Annotated in this window: 17 protein-coding genes; 7 read left to right on the forward strand and 10 right to left on the reverse strand. The window is 73.3% G+C overall.

Going from position 1 to position 16,984, the window contains the following annotated elements; translation table 11 throughout:
- Position 1: 1 nt before the first annotated feature.
- The 5 genes from ACZ4O3_RS13400 to ACZ4O3_RS13420 form a co-directional block, all read right to left on the reverse strand.
- Positions 2–1,072 carry a hypothetical protein gene (locus tag ACZ4O3_RS13400; protein WP_362721059.1) on the reverse strand — a complete coding sequence of 357 codons (1,071 nt, stop codon included), beginning with the start codon at positions 1,070–1,072 and terminating at the stop codon, positions 2–4.
- Positions 1,069–1,926: a COG1470 family protein gene (locus ACZ4O3_RS13405; protein ID WP_467722214.1), complete on the reverse strand. Its 858-nt coding sequence runs from the start codon at positions 1,924–1,926 to the stop codon at positions 1,069–1,071. Before ACZ4O3_RS13405 ends, ACZ4O3_RS13400 begins: the two co-directional genes overlap by 4 nt.
- Before the next feature lie 29 nt (positions 1,927–1,955).
- The gene (locus ACZ4O3_RS13410) at positions 1,956–2,666 is read right to left on the reverse strand and encodes an LPXTG cell wall anchor domain-containing protein (RefSeq protein WP_467722215.1); all 711 of its coding nucleotides are present in this window, start codon (positions 2,664–2,666) and stop codon (positions 1,956–1,958) included.
- Positions 2,667–2,866: 200 nt separating this feature from the next.
- Complete coding sequence (locus ACZ4O3_RS13415) at positions 2,867–3,385, reverse strand: ATP-binding protein (RefSeq protein ID WP_385002586.1); 519 nt, start codon at positions 3,383–3,385, stop codon at positions 2,867–2,869.
- Between the two features lie 175 nt (positions 3,386–3,560).
- Positions 3,561–3,956, reverse strand: coding sequence for an STAS domain-containing protein (locus ACZ4O3_RS13420; protein WP_362720395.1), 396 nt, complete (start codon positions 3,954–3,956; stop codon positions 3,561–3,563).
- Between the two features lie 305 nt (positions 3,957–4,261).
- Between ACZ4O3_RS13420 and ACZ4O3_RS13425 the strand changes: the two genes are divergently transcribed.
- Positions 4,262–5,155: an RNA polymerase sigma factor SigF gene (locus ACZ4O3_RS13425; protein WP_362720397.1), complete on the forward strand. Its 894-nt coding sequence runs from the start codon at positions 4,262–4,264 to the stop codon at positions 5,153–5,155.
- Positions 5,156–5,391: 236 nt separating this feature from the next.
- Complete coding sequence (locus ACZ4O3_RS13430; protein ID WP_467722216.1) at positions 5,392–6,924, forward strand: ricin-type beta-trefoil lectin domain protein; 1,533 nt, start codon at positions 5,392–5,394, stop codon at positions 6,922–6,924.
- 1 nt (position 6,925) lies between these two features.
- Here ACZ4O3_RS13430 and hutI read toward each other — a convergent pair whose 3' ends face one another.
- The 4 genes from hutI to hutU all read right to left on the reverse strand — a co-directional run bounded on the left by hutI (position 6,926) and on the right by hutU (position 12,460).
- Positions 6,926–8,104, reverse strand: a complete 1,179-nt coding sequence (gene hutI / locus ACZ4O3_RS13435; protein ID WP_467722217.1) for an imidazolonepropionase — start codon at positions 8,102–8,104, stop codon at positions 6,926–6,928.
- A gap of 20 nt (positions 8,105–8,124) precedes the next feature.
- Positions 8,125–9,486, reverse strand: a complete 1,362-nt coding sequence (locus ACZ4O3_RS13440; RefSeq protein ID WP_467722429.1) for a formimidoylglutamate deiminase — start codon at positions 9,484–9,486, stop codon at positions 8,125–8,127.
- Positions 9,477–10,679, reverse strand: coding sequence for an allantoate amidohydrolase (locus ACZ4O3_RS13445; protein WP_467722431.1), 1,203 nt, complete (start codon positions 10,677–10,679; stop codon positions 9,477–9,479). Before ACZ4O3_RS13445 ends, ACZ4O3_RS13440 begins: the two co-directional genes overlap by 10 nt.
- A gap of 116 nt (positions 10,680–10,795) precedes the next feature.
- The gene (gene hutU / locus ACZ4O3_RS13450) at positions 10,796–12,460 is read right to left on the reverse strand and encodes a urocanate hydratase (RefSeq protein ID WP_362720405.1); all 1,665 of its coding nucleotides are present in this window, start codon (positions 12,458–12,460) and stop codon (positions 10,796–10,798) included.
- 137 nt (positions 12,461–12,597) lie between these two features.
- On the opposite strand from hutU, the gene ACZ4O3_RS13455 reads away from it, so the two are divergent.
- The 5 genes from ACZ4O3_RS13455 to ACZ4O3_RS13475 all read left to right on the forward strand — a co-directional run bounded on the left by ACZ4O3_RS13455 (position 12,598) and on the right by ACZ4O3_RS13475 (position 16,315).
- Positions 12,598–14,040: a type III PLP-dependent enzyme domain-containing protein gene (locus ACZ4O3_RS13455; RefSeq protein ID WP_467722218.1), complete on the forward strand. Its 1,443-nt coding sequence runs from the start codon at positions 12,598–12,600 to the stop codon at positions 14,038–14,040.
- A 171-nt stretch (positions 14,041–14,211) separates the two neighbouring features.
- Positions 14,212–14,601 (forward strand): hypothetical protein, encoded by a 390-nt coding sequence (locus ACZ4O3_RS13460; protein WP_360495101.1) that lies wholly within the window; start codon positions 14,212–14,214, stop codon positions 14,599–14,601.
- Positions 14,598–15,389 (forward strand): transcriptional regulator, encoded by a 792-nt coding sequence (locus ACZ4O3_RS13465; RefSeq protein WP_467722219.1) that lies wholly within the window; start codon positions 14,598–14,600, stop codon positions 15,387–15,389. Before ACZ4O3_RS13460 ends, ACZ4O3_RS13465 begins: the two co-directional genes overlap by 4 nt.
- 31 nt (positions 15,390–15,420) lie before the next feature.
- Positions 15,421–15,924 carry a roadblock/LC7 domain-containing protein gene (locus ACZ4O3_RS13470; RefSeq protein WP_385002567.1) on the forward strand — a complete coding sequence of 168 codons (504 nt, stop codon included), beginning with the start codon at positions 15,421–15,423 and terminating at the stop codon, positions 15,922–15,924.
- 16 nt (positions 15,925–15,940) lie between these two features.
- Positions 15,941–16,315 (forward strand): roadblock/LC7 domain-containing protein, encoded by a 375-nt coding sequence (locus tag ACZ4O3_RS13475; RefSeq protein WP_362729318.1) that lies wholly within the window; start codon positions 15,941–15,943, stop codon positions 16,313–16,315.
- Positions 16,316–16,331: 16 nt separating this feature from the next.
- Here the strand turns inward: ACZ4O3_RS13475 and ACZ4O3_RS13480 are convergent, their stop codons facing one another.
- Positions 16,332–16,934 (reverse strand): hypothetical protein, encoded by a 603-nt coding sequence (locus ACZ4O3_RS13480; protein WP_385002563.1) that lies wholly within the window; start codon positions 16,932–16,934, stop codon positions 16,332–16,334.
- Between the last annotated feature and the right edge of the window lie 50 nt (positions 16,935–16,984).

The raw sequence follows: 16,984 nt of genomic DNA on the forward strand, positions 1-16,984 counted from the left end.
GTCACGTGGTTCCCTTCCTGGTGGGAGTCGTGGGACTCGTGGGACTGTCGTCGTGCGGTGCGGAGAGCCGGCCGGCCGCCGTGCCCGGATCGCTGTCCGGGGTGAACCACGGCAGGGTCGAGGTCGTGTCGGGCGCGGGCTCGGGCGCGCGCAGGCGCGGCAGGCGCAGGGTCGGGCGGTGCACGCCCCGGTGGCGGATGCCGCCCGCGCGGGGCGGTCGTACCCGGTCCACCACCGCCATGCCGATGCGGAAGACGGCGGCCGGTACGACCACGCAGAGCAGGATCCAGAACAGGGTCACGCCCCAGGGACGGCCGACGCCCCACGGCTGCTCGGCGAGGACCGTGCCGTCGTACCTGAGGGAGACGGTGTAGTCGCCGTGCGCCCCGGCGGAGAGTTCGACGGGCAGCTTGATCTGCGCCTTCTTGCCGGGGGCGAGGGTGCCGCGCCACTGCTGCTCGTCCCACTGGGGGGCGAACACGCCGTGTGCGGTGCCGACCTGGAAGACGGGGTCCTGAAGGGTGGTCGAGCCCGCGTTGCCGATGGTGAAGACGAGGGTGCGGGAGGGGGGTGCGCCGAACCAGGTCAGCAGACCCGAGGAGCCGTCGAGGCGGGTGTCGGTGAGCATCGAGAGGCGTCCGCCGGTGGGCTCGGCGGGCAGTGCCTTCACGGGGTGCCCGGCCACCTGGAACACGGCGTCCGCGTCGGCCTTCGCACCCGTCACGGTGGCCACGTGCACCACACAGGGGCAGGGTACCGGCGGTTCACTGACCGGGAGTCGCCTGCCGAAGCCGCCGTTCGCGTCGGTGGTGACGGCGCGGCCGTCGGCGTTGGCGCAGGAGTTGGTGCCGCCGATCACGCCCCGGGCGGGCGTGGCCTGGCCGCAGATCAGCATCATCAGCAGGGTGTGCGGCCGCCAGCCGGTGCCGCTGACGGTGACCGAACCGCCGGTGCCGGCCTGCGGCTCGGAGACCTTGACGGCCGGCCCGCCGGCGGCCGCGGCCAGGGGCGTCAGGAGCAGTGCGAACACCGCCGCCAGCGCCGTCGATATCGCGATCGCACGCGCTCTCACCTCGCCGCTCCCGTCAACTCGGCCTCCGTAAAATGGGGTTCGGGCACGCGTCCGCGTCGGCACCCGCGCAGCCGTACGACCGTCACGGCGGTGCCCGCCGCCAGCGCGCCCGCGAAGCCCGCGACCGCGCCCCAGGGCACGAACCGCGCCCCGGCGCCCGCCGTGTCGTGTGCGCCGCCGGCCGCCGTCACCGTCAGCCGGACGTCGACCGCGTCCAGTGCCGGGTGGCCGGGCCAGGGCTCGCTGAGTCCGGTACGGCTGCCCGGCGCGAGGCGGACCGGGAGGGTGCGCGGGGGCCGGTCGAGCAGGCCCCGGCCGAAGACACCCTCCGCGTGCACCGCGAGCCGCGGTACGAGGACGGTCGTGCCCCGGTTGACCAGCTGGTAGGTGATGCGGTCACCGTGGACGGCGACATGTTCGACGGTCAGCGCGGTCAGGGTGGGTCCGCCGACGCGCAGCCGGACCCGGACGGTGGCGGTGCGGCCGTCGGTGTCCTTCGCGACGAGCGTGCCCGCGCGGTCGCCGGGCGCCGCGCCGGCCGGCACGGTCAACGTGAAGGGGACGTCGGCCCGGGTGCGGGCGGGGACGCGGACCCCCGCCCCGGCGAAGGTGACGCGGACGCCGGTGCCGGACAGCCGTACCGTGACCGGGTGCCCGCCGCGGTTGGTCACCGACACGGTGTCCTGGAGAACGGCCCCGGGGGCGCCCTCGGCGTAGAAGGACGGGCGGCCGCCGCCCGCGGGCGCGAGCGACCAGCTCCCGGCCGCCGCCGCGTGCGGGGCGGTGGCGAGCACGGTCAGCAGGGCCGGCACGGCGAGGCCGAGCACACGGACGGCGAACTGGGCGGACGGCATGGGCGGCTCCAGCGGTCGGACCCCGGGGGTCAGCGGCGTACGGGCTGTTTCCGCCGGGTCAGCCACAGGGCGCCGGCCGCGCCCGCGAGCAGCACGGTGCCGCCGAGGGTCCCGAGCGCGACGAACGAGTCCTCGGGGCCGGTCTTCGGGAGGGTGCCCGCGGAGTCGGCGCCGGTGCCCCCGGACGACGAGTCGGAGCCGGTCGATCCCGTGGACGCGCCCCCGCTCGCGGCGGTCACGTCCAGCGTCAGGGACGGGCCGGGGCTGTTGCCGGGGGTGCAGGTCGTCGTCGTACCGAGCGCCTTGATGGTGAGGATGCCCGCCGTGAAGGTCACCTTGCCGGTCTTCTTCGGCGTGTAGGTGCCGCTCAGGTCGTTGATCTTGATGGGGGTGTTGGCGGGTATCGCCGCCTGGTTGGGCGAGCCGGTCACGTTCAGGGTCCCGCTGTCGGCGCCGCCGAGCTTGATGGTGGCGCTCGGGTTCATGGCGCCCTTGCCGAGTTCGACGGGGCTGGAGGAGACGCCCTTCTGCCAGGACATCGTGATCTTGTAACCGCTGCCGCTCCTGACGCCCTTGATGTCGATCGGGGAGACGGCGCTCTTGTCGCCGATCGGCGTCTTGCAGGCGTAGTTGACGTCGACGACGGTGGCGTGCGCCGCCGGGGCGGCGAGCAGCACCGCCGAGCCGGCCAGGGCGGCGGCGGACGCGAGCACGGCGGTGCGTTTCGGGTACGACGACACGGTCGGTCCACCCCATTCGCTACTGACGAGGTATCAGATTCGGCCGTCAAGGTACGCCGGGCCTCATGAGGAGGGAAGAGAAAGGGAGTGGCAGAAGTGTGGGGATGCCGAAGCGCCCCACAGGGGGGCGCGAGAACTGCGGGGACGGGCGGGACGGGCCGGCGGCCGCGGGGCGGCACCGTTCTGCGCAGGCCGTACGCCTACGCCGGCGCCCCCAACTCCGCCCAGACCGTCTTTCCGGCCTCTCCGGACGCCCGTACGACCCCCCAGTCCAGGCACAGCCGCTGCACGATGAACATCCCGTGCCCCCCCGGCCGCCCCGCCCGGTGCGGGGTCCGCGGCGCCGGCTGCCCGGCCCCCCGGTCGGACACCTCCACCCGGATCACCTTGTTGTCGCAGGCCAGGAACAGCTCGTCCGGCCCCTCCGCATGCAGGCACGCGTTGGTGACGAGCTCCGAGACGACGAGCAGGACGTCCTCGGCGGCGGCTCTGCGGTCGGCCGTCTCGGCCGGCAGCCAGCCCCACGCGTACAACGCCTGGCGGGTGAAGTCGCGGGCGAGCGGTACCACCCCGCTCTCCCCCACAAGGCGCAGCCTGCGGACCTGACGACCCCCCGACGAGGCGGGCGGCACGTCGGACGCCGCCGCCTCGGACATCCCGGAAACGCCGCTGGTCTCCGGGCCGCGGTCGCCCGGCGGGTAAGGCCGGGTGGTGCTCATCAGCGCTTCACCTCACCGTTTCACCGGTTCACAATTCAAAAAATTTCGCGTTGCTGCACTTCGTACGGACCTGTCGGTGCGGCCCACTCGACCCTGGACCGTCGGCCGCCGACAGATCTCTCCTGCCCGGGCGATCCGCCGGGACACCCACCGGTTGCGAACACCGGTCAAGGACTCAGGTCTCGTCGCCGGCCGAGCCGGCTTCCCCGGCCAGGGCCGCCTCGACCGAGTCATGGACGGTGAAGACCGCTTCGGCCCCCGTGATCTCGAAGACCCGGGCGACGACGGGCAGCATCCCGGCGAGGTGCACCCGGCCTCCGGCGGCCTCGGCACGAAGCCGGGCACCGAGCAGCACGTTCAGCCCGGTGGAGTCACAGAACTCAAGGCGTGAGCAGTCGACGACAAGGCGCGAGAACCCCTTGTCGAGGAGATCGTCGAGCGGCTCGCGCAGCAGATCGGCGGTGTGGTGATCGAGCTCACCCGCCGGAATCACGACAGCGCTGGAGCCCTCTTCCCGCACTTCCACCAGAAGCCGGCCCGACTGTGCGCTGCCGACCGTCCCGTGGTCCATTGCCGTCTCTCTCCCGAGGTCGTGACCGCTTCTGCCATCGTCTGACCGATGTCTGACGATGCCCACCGATGTCTGCCGAACGCCGTGTCGACGCCCTCGAACATTACGCCTTCTGCACGGACTCCGACACCCGAACAACCTCTCACAAACGGACAAATGATAATAGAACGGACTTGCGAGTGGCTCGACGGAGCGGGTAGGCCTAGTACGGACACGAAAACCGACACGGCCGGCTTTGGAGGCGCCGCACTCCGCAGTGCACGCACGGCTTCGGCAGCCTTATGCCGAGAACGATGGAGGACACCATGTCACCCCGGCTCGACGCATCGCATACCCGGACGGCGACGTCGACACCCCCACCGGAACAACTGGATGCCATCGAGGGATCCGTCGCGGGGCTCGACCTCCCGGAGATCCCCCCGTACGACGAGGTCGACGCGGTCGACGCGAGAGCCCTGTCCAAGACCCTCTTCGAGCGGCTGGAGTCGCTGGAGGAAGGCACGCACGCCTACTCGTACGTACGCAACACCCTCGTCGAGCTGAACCTCGCGCTCGTCAAGTTCGCCGCCTCCCGGTTCCGCTCCCGCAGCGAGCCGATGGAGGACATCATCCAGGTCGGCACGATCGGCCTGATCAAGGCGATCGACCGCTTCGAACTCTCCCGCGGCGTCGAGTTCCCCACTTTCGCGATGCCCACCATCATCGGCGAGATCAAGCGTTTCTTCCGCGACACGTCGTGGTCGGTACGGGTCCCGCGCCGCCTCCAGGAGCTGCGTCTCGACCTCGCCAAGGCCGGCGACGAGCTGGCCCAGAAGCTGGACCGCGCCCCCACGGTCACGGAACTCGCGGAGCGCCTCGGCCTCTCGAACGAAGAGATCGTCGAGGGCATGGCCGCCTCCAACGCCTACACGGCCTCCTCCCTGGACGCACAGGCGGACGAGGACGAGTCCGAGGGCGCCCTGGCGGACCGCATCGGCTACGAGGACCACGGCCTCGAAGGCATCGAGTACATCGAGTCCCTGAAGCCGCTGATCGCCGAACTCCCGTCCAGGGACCGCAGGATCCTCTCGCTGCGCTTCGTCGGCGGTCTGACCCAGTCGGAGATCGGCGAGGAACTGGGCATCTCGCAGATGCACGTGTCCCGGCTGCTCTCCCGCACTCTGGTGCAGCTGCGGAAGGCGCTGACGCTGGACGAGTGACGGGCGCGGTGCCCCGGATTCGTACGGCTGCGGGCGCGTGGGGACCGGTCGTCCCACGCGCCCGCAGCCGTGTTCCGGGCCCGGCCACCACGCCCCTGTACGCCTGCACCCCCGGAGGGGCGATTCCCGGCCGTCTCTTTTCGCCAAAGGCCTCCCCCGCGCCCCGCCCACACCCCAAACTGGCCGGTACGTCAGCAGGGACGGGCCCACGGCGGGCCGGCGCGAAGGGGTGCAGCATGGTCCAGGACAACCCGCCCTCGGCCGGCCCGCCCTCAGCCGACCCGCTCTCGGACGGGCGCCTGACCGAACTCCTGCGCGGGCCCGCCGCCACCGCCTACCCGGCCCTCCAGGAACTGCGCGCCCGCCATCACGCACCGGTCCTCGGTCACGCCCGGCTCTGCACGGCCGGCGACGCGGCGGCCCACCGGCTCACCGCGCAGACCTTCACCACCGCCGCCCGGGACATCGCGCGCGGTGCCGAGCCGGTCGTCCCCCTCCGCCACCACCTGCTCCTGCTGACCGCGCGGCTGGCCGCCGAGTGGGCGCACGACGAACGCTCCGCCGCGCTGGACCCGACCCTCCTCCTGGTCCTGAACTCGACGGGCAGCCCCGCCCCGCCCGCCCCGCCACTGCTCGCGGCCTTCCAGTCCCTGTCCTCCCGCACCCAGGGCCTGATCTGGTACGGCGTACTGGACCAGGAACCCCCGGCCAGGACCGCCACCCACCTCGGTCTGACCCCCGAGGACGTCCGGTACGACACCCCGCCCGCGCTCCAGTCGCTGACGCAGGCCTGTCTGCGCAGCCGTCTGGCCGCCTCCGACGACGCCCGCTGCGCGGACTTCCGCCGGCTCATCGAGGAGTCGGTGCGCCCGGAGAACCCGCGGCACAGCCCCGACCTGCATGCGCACATGGCCCACTGCCCGCACTGCACGGCCGCGTTCGAGGACCTGACCGCGCTCCGCGACAGTCCGCGCACGGCCCTGGCGGAGGGCCTGCTGCCCTGGGGCGGAGCCGCCTACGCACGGCAGGAGATCCCGGCGCAGGCTCCCGCCGGGCCCGGTCCGGAGCACGGCCGACGGTCCCCGTCCCGCCGCGTCCTGCTGACCTCCACGGCGCTGGGCGTGGCCCTCGTACCGCTGCTGCTGGTGCTGCTGACCCGCCCAGCCGCGCACCCCGGCGGTCCGGCGGCCGCGACCCCGGCCGCCACCCCCCAGGTGACCGTGACGGCGACGGCGACCCTCTCCCCGCCGCCCTCCCCCACGAAGCCGTCGCACAGCCCGGCCCCGGCACGGACCCCGACCGCGACGCCCACCCCGACCCCGACGCACTCCGCCGCGCCGCCCCCGTCACCCGCCCCGAAGCCGCCGGGCGCCGGCTACGCCCAGGTCGTGAACGCCGCCACCGGCCGCTGCCTGGACGTCCGGGACGGCGACTTCGACAACGGCACCGACGTCGTCACGGCCACCTGCTCCGGCTCCGCCACCCAACGCTGGCGGGTCGACACCGAGCGGGGCGTGCTGCAGTCCGCCGCGGACCCCGACTTCTGCCTGGACAGCCGGGGTTCGGTCGACAAGGGCGTGGGCATCTGGACGTGCTCGTCGGTGGACGGCGACCACGGCGGCAACCTGCGCTTCACGGTCCTCTCCGACGGCGAGATCCGCCCGGAGACCGCCATCGAGACGGCCCTCACCCCGGACGGCGACGACCAGCTCTCCCTGGACCCGGTGGACGACGGCACGGCCCAGCTCTGGCGGGCCGGGGCGAGCTGACTCAGCCGACGGCCCGGACGCCCCTGCGCCACACCCCGGCGACCAGCGGAACGCCCGGCCGGTAGGCCAGGTGGACGTGACTGGGGGCGTCCAGCAGGGTCAGGTCGGCGTAGGCGCCCGGAGTGAGCCGGCCGATGTCGTCCCGCCGCAGGGCGCGCGCGCCGCCCGCCGTCGCCGACCACACCGCCTCGTCCGGGGTCATGCCCATGTCCCGGACGGCCAGCGCGACGCAGAACGGGACGGAGGAGGTGAAGGAGGAGCCCGGGTTGCAGTCCGTGGACAGGGCCACGGTCACCCCCGCGTCCAGGAGGCGCCGGGCGTCCGGCCACTGGGCCCGGGTGGAGAACTCGGCCCCCGGAAGGAGGGTGGCAACCGTCGAGCCGTTGGCCAGGGCGTCCACGTCCGCGTCCGTGAGGTGGGTGCAGTGGTCGGCGCTCGCCGCGTCGAGTTCGACGGCCAGCTGCACGCCGGGGCCGTAGGAGAGCTGGTTGGCGTGGATGCGCGGGGTCAGGCCCTTCGCCCTGCCCGCCGTGAGGATCGCGCGGGCCTGGTCGCCGTCGAAGGCGCCCTTCTCGCAGAAGACGTCGACCCAACGGGCGTACGGGGCACAGGCGTCGAGCATCTCGCCGGTGACCAGGGAGACGTAGGCCGCCGGGTCGTCGGCGTAGTCCGGGGAGACGATGTGGGCGCCGAGGTAGGTCACCTCGTCGGTGTGGGCGGCGGCGATGCGCAGGGCCCGGGCCTCGTCCTGGACCGTCAGGCCGTAGCCCGACTTCGTCTCGAAGGTGGTGGTGCCCTGGCGGAGGGCCTCGGCGAGATAGCGGGTGAGGTTGCGCTCCAGTTCCTCGTCGGTCGCCGCGCGGGTCGCGGCGACCGTCGTGCGGATGCCGCCCGCGGTGTACGAGCGCCCGGACATCCGGGCGTTGAACTCCTGGGTGCGGTCGCCCGCGAAGACCAGGTGGGAGTGCGAGTCCACGAAGCCCGGCAGCACCGCCCGGCCGCCCGCGTCGACCCGCTTGTCAGTGGCGGGTGCTTTGCTGGATTCACCGGTCCACACGACACGGTCGCCGTCGATGACGACGGCCGCGTCCTGGATCAGACCGAGAGGGGAGTTGTCACCCAGGGAGGGGTCGTTGGTGACCAGCGTGGCGATGTTGGTGATGACGGTGCTGCTGCTCATGGTGTCCTCGTGGGTGGTCGTCAGGCGCGGAGGGCTTCGACGGCCCGCGCGAGGGCTTGCGGCACATCGGGGACGAGGGTGTGCGCGCCGTCTCGTACAACGTGCCGCCCGCCCACGACGGTGTGCCGTACGTCCGCTCCCGTCGCCGCGAATACGGCCGTCTCGGCGCCCAGCCGGGGCAGTGGCCCCGCCGTTCTGACCGAGTCCAGCGCGATCGTCGTCAGGTCGGCGAGCATGCCGCGCCCGATGGCGCCCGCGTCCTGCCAGCCGAGTGCAGCGTGGCCGTCGACGGAGGCGGCGCGCAGCAGGGCGGCGGCCGTCCAGTGGCCCCGGGTGCGGGTGCGCAGCCGCTCGTTGAGCTCCATCGCACGTGCCTCTTCGAACAGGTCGATGACGGCGTGGCTGTCGGAGCCGAGGGAGAGCGGCGAGCCCGCCCGCTGGAGGGCGACGGCCGGTCCGATGCCGTCGGCCAGGTCCCGCTCGGTCGTCGGGCACATGCAGGTGCCGGTGCCGGAGCCGCCGAGCAGCGCGATGTCCTCCTCGGTGAGGTGGGTGTTGTGCACGCCGGTGGTGCGCGGGCCGAGGACGCCGTGGTCGGCGAGCAGGCGGGTGGGGGTGCGGCCGTGGGCGGCCAGGCAGGCGTCGTTCTCCGCCGTCTGCTCGGACAGGTGCACGTGGAGCGGGGCCCGCCGCTCCTCGGCCCAGCGGGCCACAGTGGCCAGCTGGCCGGCGGGCACGGCCCGTACGGAGTGGATCGCGGCCCCGATCCGTGCGTGATCGCGTTCCTTGAGAACGGAACAGCGTGCGGCCCAGGCCTCCGCGCTGCCGTCGGAGAAGCGCGACTGGTGGGCGTTGGGCGGCTCGCCACGGTGCTCGCTCAGAATGCCCGCGGAGAGGTAGGCGGTGTCCAGGAGGGTGATGCGGACACCGGCGTCGGCGGCGGCCGCGATCAGCGCCTCGCCCATGGCGTTGGGGTCGGCGTACGGGATGCCGCCGGGGGCGTGGTGCACGTAGTGGAACTCGCCGACGCAGGCGATGCCCGCCAGCGCCATCTCGGCGTACACCGCGCGGGCGAGCGCGTGATAGGTCTCCGGGGTCAGCCGGTCGGCGATGGAGTACATCAGCTCGCGCCAGGTCCAGAAGGTCCCGGAGCCCACCTGGACCGTGCCGCGCAGGGCGCGGTGGAAGGCGTGCGAGTGGGCGTTGGCCAGGCCGGGGAGGGTGAGACCGCGCAGGATCTCGGCTCCCGGCGGCGGGGCGGGGGTGTCCGTGCGGACGGCGGTGATCCGGCTGTCCGCCACCTCCACGGCGACACCCGGCTCGACGTGCGTGTCCAGCCAGGCGTACTCCAACCAGTACGTCGTCCGTGTCGTCACCCGCAGGCCAGCCCTTCCAGTACGTCGGCGAGCGCGCTCACCCCGGCCACGCAGTCGTCCTCGGCGGCGGACTCGGCCGGGGAGTGCGAGACACCGGTGGGGTTGCGCACGAACAGCATCGCGGTCGGGATGCTCCCGGAGAGGATCCCGGCGTCGTGTCCGGCACCGGTACCCAGGACGGGCACGGTGAGGCCGGTCTCCCGGCCGAGGATGCGGCCCAGTTCGTCCCGCAGGGCGTGGTCGAACTCGACGACCGGGGTGAAGGACTCCCGGACCACGTCGAGATCGATGCCGTGCGCCTGCGCGTACTCCCGGGCCGCCTTCTCGATGCCGCCGACGACGGTGTCGAGGGTGGCCTGGTCGGCGGCGCGGGAGTCGAGCCAGCCGCGCACCAGGGAGGGGATGGCGTTGACGCCGTTCGGCTCGACGGCGATCTTGCCGAAGGTGGCGACGGCACCGGCGAGTTCGGCCTCGCGGCGGGCGGCGAGCACGGTCTCGGCGTACGACAGCATGGGGTCGCGGCGGTCGGCCAGCCGGGTCGTGCCGGCGTGGTTGGCCTCGCCCCGGAAGTCGAACCGCCAGCGTCCGTGCGGCCAGATGGCGCTGGCGACGCCGACCCGGTCGCCGGACAGGTCCAGCGCCCGGCCCTGTTCGACGTGCAGTTCGACGAAGGCGCCGATACGGGCGAGCCGCTCGGGGTCGGCCCCGATGGCGTCGGGGTCGTAGCCGGCGGCCTCCATGGCCCGGGGCAGGGTGGTCCCGTCCCCGTCGGTCAGCCGGTGCGCCTGCTCGACGGTGAGGTGTCCGGCGGTGAGCCGTGACCCGACACAGGCGAGTCCGAACCGGGCGCCCTCCTCGTCCCCGAAGTTGACGATGGCGAGGGGCCTGGTGAACTCCGCTCCCCTGCGGCGGAGTTCGTCGAGCGCGGCGAAGGAGGACACCACGCCGAGGGGACCGTCGAAGGCCCCGCCGTCCGGCACGGAGTCCAGATGCGACCCGGTGACGACGGCATCCCCGGCGGCGGGATCCCCGAGCCAGGCCCACTGGTTGCCGTTCCGGTCGACCTCGTGGACCAGGCCACGCGCCTCGGCCTGCTCCCGGAACCACGCCCGGCACTCGGCATCGGCGCCGGTCCAGGCGAAGCGCCGGTAGCCGCGGGATTCGGGGTGGCGGCCGACGGGGAGCAGCTCCCGCCACATCTCGTGGAAGGAAGCCGAGCCCCGCACAGGCTGCGTGCCCTCGCCCGCACCCGCGCCCGGCGACGAGGCGTCGGCCCCCACCGGAGCGCTGCCGCCACGTCCACCCTCACGGGGGTTCACGCGTCGTCGCCCTCACGCATCGGCACCCGCACGCCCCGCTCGTCGGCGACCGACTCCGCGATGTCGTAGCCCGCGTCCACGTGCCGGATGACACCCATGCCGGGGTCGTTCGTCAGGACCCGGCGGATCTTCTCTCCGGAGAGCTTCGTACCGTCGGCCACCGTCACCTGCCCCGCGTGGATGGACCGTCCCATGCCCACCCCGCCGCCGTGGTGGATGGAGACCCAGGACGCGCCCGACGCCACGTTCACCATGGCGTTCAGCAGCGGCCAGTCGGCGATCGCGTCGGACCCGTCCAGCATGGCCTCCGTCTCGCGGTAGGGCGAGGCCACGGAGCCGCAGTCGAGGTGGTCTCGGCCGATCGCCAGCGGCGCCGCCAGCTCGCCGCTCGCCACCATGTCGTTGAACCGCTCGCCGGCCTTGTCCCGCTCGCCGTAGCCGAGCCAGCAGATGCGCGCGGGCAGGCCCTGGAAGTGGACCCGCTCACCGGCCAGCTTGATCCAGCGGTGCAGGGACTCGTTCTCCGGGAAGAGGTCGAGGATCGCCTTGTCGGTCTTGGCGATGTCGGAGGCCTCACCGGACAGGGCCGCCCAGCGGAAGGGGCCCTTGCCCTCGGAGAAGAGCGGGCGGATGTAGGCGGGGACGAAGCCGGGGAAGGCGAAGGCCCGCTCGTAGCCGGCCAGCTGCGCCTCGCCCCGGATGGAGTTGCCGTAGTCGAAGACCTCGGCGCCGGCGTCCATGAAGCCCACCATGGCCTCGACGTGCCTGGCCATCGACTCACGGGCGCGGGTGGTGAAGCCCGCCGGGTCCTTGGCCGCCGCGTCCGCCATGTCCTCGAAGGCCACGCCCACCGGCAGGTAGGCCAGCGGGTCGTGCGCCGAGGTCTGGTCGGTGACGATGTCGACGGGCGCGTCCATCGCGAGCAGCTGCGGGACCAGTTCGGCCGCGTTGCCGAGGACGCCGATGGAGAGCGGGCGGCGGGCGTCACGTGCCTCGGTGGCCAGCTGGAGCGCGTGGTCGAGCGAGTCGGCCTTCACGTCCAGGTACCGGTGCTCGATGCGGCGCTCGATGGCGCGCGGGTCGACGTCGATGCAGATCGCGACGCCGTCGTTCATGGTGACGGCGAGCGGCTGGGCGCCTCCCATGCCGCCGAGACCGGCGGTGAGGGTGATGGTCCCGGCGAGGGTGCCGTTGAACTTCTTCGCGGCGACGGCGGCGAAGGTCTCGTAGGTGCCCTGGAGGATGCCCTGGGTGCCGATGTAGATCCAGGAGCCGGCGGTCATCTGGCCGTACATGGTCAGGCCGAGGGCCTCCAGGCGGCGGAACTCCTCCCAGTTGGCCCAGTCGCCGACCAGGTTGGAGTTGGCGATGAGGACGCGCGGGGCCCACTCGTGGGTCTGCATCACGCCGACCGGGCGGCCGGACTGGACCAGCATGGTCTCGTCCTGCTTGAGGGTGCGCAGCGTGCGGACCATGGCGTCGAAGGAGCGCCAGTCGCGGGCGGCCTTGCCGGTGCCGCCGTAGACGACGAGCTTGTCGGGGTGCTCGGCGACCTCGGGGTCGAGGTTGTTCTGCAGCATCCGCAGGGCGGCTTCCTGCTGCCATCCCAGGGCGCTCAGTTCCGTACCGCGCGGTGCTCGTACGGGGCGGGGTCCTGACATGGTCTGCCTCCTGGCGAATGACGGCCGGTGAAATGTTCCTGCGGCTATTCGGTTATTCACATCCTGGCCCGCTGAATAGAACTAGTCAATACATCGGTCCGCCAGCGCGGCCGCGTCCCGGATGTTTGGCTGGACTTATGGGCCTTAACGGTGCGGACGACGACATGTCGGGGGACGGCGTGGCGAACGGCAGGACGAACGGCGGAGCGGGCGAGGACGGCTGCGTGGACGACAGTGAGCGGGCGGTACGGCGGGACGACGCCGTGCGGGCGGCGGTGGAGCAGGGGCTGCTGGGGCCGGACGCGCCGATCGCCGGCCTGCTGGACGTGACCGGCATCCGCGCTTCGGCGGCGGCGCTGCACCGGGCGTTCCAGGCGGTCACGGCGCCCGGCACCCCGGTGTTGCACGCCTTCGCGGTGAAGGCGAACCCGCTGGTGCCGGTGGTGCGGCTGCTGGCCGGGGAGGGCATCGGCGCCGAGGTGGCCAGCGCGGGCGAGCTGGCGCTGGCCCGCGCGGCCGGGGTACAGGTGGGGCGGACGGTGTTCGACGCGCCCGCCAAGACCGAGGCGGAGCTGCGCGAGGCGCTGGCGCTGGGGATCGCCGTGAACGCGGACAACCCGCAGGAACTGCGGCGCATCGACGCCCTCACGGGCTCCGGGCGCCCCCGCTCGCCGCTCGGGATCCGGGTGAACCCGCAGATCGGGGCCGGGACCATCGGCGCCACCTCCACCGCGACGGCGACCTCGAAGTTCGGGGTGGGTCTGCGGGACGAGGGGGCGCGGGAGTGGGTGGTCCGGGCGTTCGCGGAGCGGCCGTGGCTGACCCGGCTGCATGCCCACATCGGTTCGCAGGGGATCTCGCTGTCGCTGCTGGCGCGGGGCGTGGCGGAGACCTACGCGCTGGCCGAGGAGATCAACGCGCGGATCGGCCGGCGGCAGATCGACACCCTCGACATCGGCGGCGGGCTGTCGGTCAACCTCGCCTCGGAGGCGACGGAGCCGACGTACGCGCAGTACGCCCGGCTGCTCGCGGAGGCCGTGCCGGGGCTGTTCGACGGCCGGTACGGGCTGGTGACGGAGTTCGGACGGTCGCTGCTGGCCCGGCACGGGACGGTGGTGGCCCGGGTGGAGTACACCAAGACCTCCGGCGGGCGGCGGATCGCCGTGACGCACGCGGGCGTACAGGTGGCGGCCCGGACGGTGTACGTGCCCGGGGCGTGGCCGCTCAGGATCGCCGCGTACGACGACAAGGGGCGGCCCAAGGAGGGCCCGCCGGTGGTGCAGGACGTGGCGGGGCCGGCCTGTTTCTCGGGCGACCTGCTCGCCGAGGGGCGCGCGCTGCCGGCGCTGGAGCAGGGGGACCACGTGGCCGCGCTGGACACCGGCGCGTACTACTTCGGCACCCACTACTCCTACAACTCCCTTGCCCGGCCCGGGGTTTACGGCTTCGCGCCGGACGACGCCGGGGGCGTGGCGTTCGCCCTCGTACGGGAGCCGCAGACGGTCGCGGAGATCGTGGCCGACGCCGGAGGGGCGCACGCCGACGCGCTCACCACCCCGCGTGCAACCGGAAGCCGTTGAGAGGCTCCATACGGAGGGATCAACTGGCGCGAGAGGCAGCCCAGTTGACCAACACTAGCCTGCCGCGGGCATGTCCCACTGGAAAATGCCAAACGCACCCCTCCCGTCGCACACGTTGCGTAGTGTCTGCGTCACTCAACCGGAGAACCAGGCGGCGGGAGGGGAGCCACGGTGCCCGGAATCGACGAGTGCTTACTGGAAGCGATGCGGCTGCCCGGAGCCCGGGGGGCCGCGTTGGTCGACTGGACGAGCGGGCTGGCCCTGGGCACGGTCGGGGAGGCACCCGGCGGTGACCACGAGACCACCGCCGCGGAGGCCGCCGAACTGGCCCGGCTGGCCGCCGAACACGGGGCGTTCAGCACGGAGGACGACACCGAGGTGAATCCCCCGGTGGAGGACCTGATCGTCAGCAACCGGGACAGCTACCACCTGCTGCGGTTCGTGGTCACGTCCTTCGACGCCACGGTGTTCCTGCATCTGTGGCTGGCCCGCGAGGACGGCAACCTCGCCCTCGCCCGGATCCGGCTCGGCGAGATGGCCGAGCGGCTGGTGCTGGGATGACCGTGGTCGACATACCTCCGCCGCTGCCGGTCCGGGGCCGCACGGCCCCGCACGACGGTCCGGCCGGCGCGCTCTCGCCGATGCTGATACGCCTCGCCGAGGAGCGGGCCACCGGCGTCCTGGTCCGCGAGCACGGCACCCTGCACCTGGCCGAGGGCCGCGTGGTGTACGCCGAGAGCCCCCTGGCGCCCGGCCTCGACGTGCTCCTCACGGCCCACGGCACGCTCGACGCGGCGGTCTGGCCCTGGACCGACGACATACCCGCCGCGGTGCACCGGCTGCTCGAGGCCGGTCTGCTGCCGAAGGGCGCCCTGGAGCTCTGCCACCTCGGCGCGCTGTACGACGCCGGGTACTTCGCGCTCGCGCCCAGCAGCACACCGGGCCGGTTCCGGTACGGCACCCCGGTCGCCGCAGGCTCGTTCCCTGCGGTCCCCGTCACCACTCTGGAGCGCGAGACCCTGCGCCGCCGCGAGCTGCTGCACCGGATCTGGCCCGACCCGTCGACGGACGGCGCCCCGTTGATCCGCGCCGACCCGGTCGCGGCACCGCCGGCCACCCAGCGCCAGCGGGCGGTCCTGGACCGGGTGGACGGCGTCCGCACCGCCCCCGAGATCGCCCGGGATCTCGGCCGGCCGGCCTTCCACACGCTGGTGGACACCCGGCGGCTGGCGGCGGCCGGACTCCTCGCCCCGAGGAGAACCACGGCCGCCCCGCCCCTGCTGCCCCCGGTCACCGACCCCGACATCGCGCTGCTGAAGAGGCTCAGGGATGCGCTGGAGGCCCTTTGAACGGCACCGCCCCGCCGAGAGGAGACAGCTGATGGCGGCAGAACCCGGCAGCTCCGGCAGAGAGGCCGTCCTCGACGAACTGCGCCGGTTACGCACCCGGATGCCCCAGCTCACCGGTGCCCTCGCGGCCGGCGTCGACGGCCTGGTCGTCGCGCACGACTGCCCGGGCGTCGACCCGGAGGGCCTCGCCGCCCTCACCGCCGCCGAACTGGGCGTCGCCGTGCGGGTCTCCGACGCCACCGGCAGGGGCGAGCTCAGGGAGCTGCTGGTGCGCGGCGAGGACGGCTACGTCGCCACCTACGCGGCCGGCCGCAGCGCCGTGCTCACCCTGCTCGCCGAGGACCGGGTGAACGTCGGCCGGCTCCACCTGGAGGGCCGCCGGGCCGCCGCCCGGATCGGCGACCTGGTCGACGCCGCCGAGGCCGCCGCCAAGGCCCTGCGCCCGGCCCGCAGCACGGCGGCGACACGGACCAGAAACACGCGCACGCCACGGACCAGCACCACCACGGACACGCGCACCACCACCGAAAGTTGAAAGGAAACAGAGAGTCATGGCCAACACCGAAACCGCGCTGAAAGAAGCCCTCACCTCCATCGAGGGCGCCACCGGCGTCGCGCTCGTCGACTACACCACCGGCATGGCGCTGGGCACGATGGGCGGCAGCAAGACCTTCGACCTGAACGTGGCCGCCGCCGGCAACACGGACGTGATCCGCGCCAAGATGCGCACCATGGAGCACCTGGGACTCAAGGGTGAGATCGAGGACATCCTGATCACGCTCTCCTCCCAGTACCACCTGATCCGGCTGATCAAGGGCCGGGGCGGCAACGGCCTCTTCCTCTACCTGGTGCTGGACATCAACCGGTCCAACCTGGCGATGGCCCGGCACCAGCTGAAGAAGATCGAGGAGGACCTGGAGGTCTGACCTCCGGGCACCGGATTCACACCAGTGCCGCGGTGCGGCGGCGGGCCCCGCCGGGGGCCGCGTCGCCCGCCGCGATGCCGGTGCCGCGGTACGCCTTGACGGCCTTGCCCACCGGGCGGCCGCCGCGCCCGTCGAGCCAGTCGACGCGCAGCCACACCAGCTGCTCCTCGGCCCGCTCCCGGCGGCCCAGCCAGGCCGCCTTCAGCCGCAGCCCGGTGCCGGTCCCGGCGAGCAGCATGCCGCCGGCGGCCGGCACCGCGAAGGCGCTGCCGACCGCGACGGCCCAGGCCAGCAGCAGCCACCAGCGGTGCCCGCGGCGCCAGTTCCGCACGGTCACCGCCCGGTCCTGGAGCACATCGTGCTTCCCGGCCCGGGCGGTCCCGCGCAGCAGCAGGGTGTACCGCTTGCGGCGGACGAGCGCCACCACGGCGGCGCCGACGAGGAACAGCACGGCCCCGGCCATGACGCCGATCCGGCGTCCGGTGATCCCCTCGGGCAGCACGCCGATCCCGGCCGCGAACACCCCGGACCACCACAGCGGGGCGGCCCCGGCCCGTACGACCACGGCCACCCGGGCCAAGCCCTGTCCGCCCCGTGCCCCTCGTACCGCACCCGCCATGTCCGCAGCCTCCTCGCCCGTGCCGGCCCATCGGTCCCTCGGGCGGGACG

Source organism: Streptomyces sp. NPDC026515 (genome assembly GCF_055567595.1).

What these genes read in the sequence shown, in the direction of transcription:
- ACZ4O3_RS13405 (WP_467722214.1), bottom strand. Translation starts at nt 1,926, where the DNA reads ATGCCGTCCGCCCAGTTCGCCGTCCGTGTGCTCGGCCTCGCCGTGCCG.
- ACZ4O3_RS13415 (WP_385002586.1), bottom strand. Translation starts at nt 3,385, where the DNA reads ATGAGCACCACCCGGCCTTACCCGCCGGGCGACCGCGGCCCGGAGACC.
- ACZ4O3_RS13420 (WP_362720395.1), bottom strand. Translation starts at nt 3,956, where the DNA reads ATGGACCACGGGACGGTCGGCAGCGCACAGTCGGGCCGGCTTCTGGTG.
- ACZ4O3_RS13425 (WP_362720397.1), top strand. Translation starts at nt 4,262, where the DNA reads ATGTCACCCCGGCTCGACGCATCGCATACCCGGACGGCGACGTCGACA.
- ACZ4O3_RS13430 (WP_467722216.1), top strand. Translation starts at nt 5,392, where the DNA reads ATGGTCCAGGACAACCCGCCCTCGGCCGGCCCGCCCTCAGCCGACCCG.
- hutI (WP_467722217.1), bottom strand. Translation starts at nt 8,104, where the DNA reads ATGAGCAGCAGCACCGTCATCACCAACATCGCCACGCTGGTCACCAAC.
- ACZ4O3_RS13445 (WP_467722431.1), bottom strand. Translation starts at nt 10,679, where the DNA reads ATGTGGCGGGAGCTGCTCCCCGTCGGCCGCCACCCCGAATCCCGCGGC.
- hutU (WP_362720405.1), bottom strand. Translation starts at nt 12,460, where the DNA reads ATGTCAGGACCCCGCCCCGTACGAGCACCGCGCGGTACGGAACTGAGC.
- ACZ4O3_RS13455 (WP_467722218.1), top strand. Translation starts at nt 12,598, where the DNA reads ATGGGCCTTAACGGTGCGGACGACGACATGTCGGGGGACGGCGTGGCG.
- ACZ4O3_RS13465 (WP_467722219.1), top strand. Translation starts at nt 14,598, where the DNA reads ATGACCGTGGTCGACATACCTCCGCCGCTGCCGGTCCGGGGCCGCACG.
- ACZ4O3_RS13470 (WP_385002567.1), top strand. Translation starts at nt 15,421, where the DNA reads ATGGCGGCAGAACCCGGCAGCTCCGGCAGAGAGGCCGTCCTCGACGAA.
- ACZ4O3_RS13475 (WP_362729318.1), top strand. Translation starts at nt 15,941, where the DNA reads ATGGCCAACACCGAAACCGCGCTGAAAGAAGCCCTCACCTCCATCGAG.
- ACZ4O3_RS13480 (WP_385002563.1), bottom strand. Translation starts at nt 16,934, where the DNA reads ATGGCGGGTGCGGTACGAGGGGCACGGGGCGGACAGGGCTTGGCCCGG.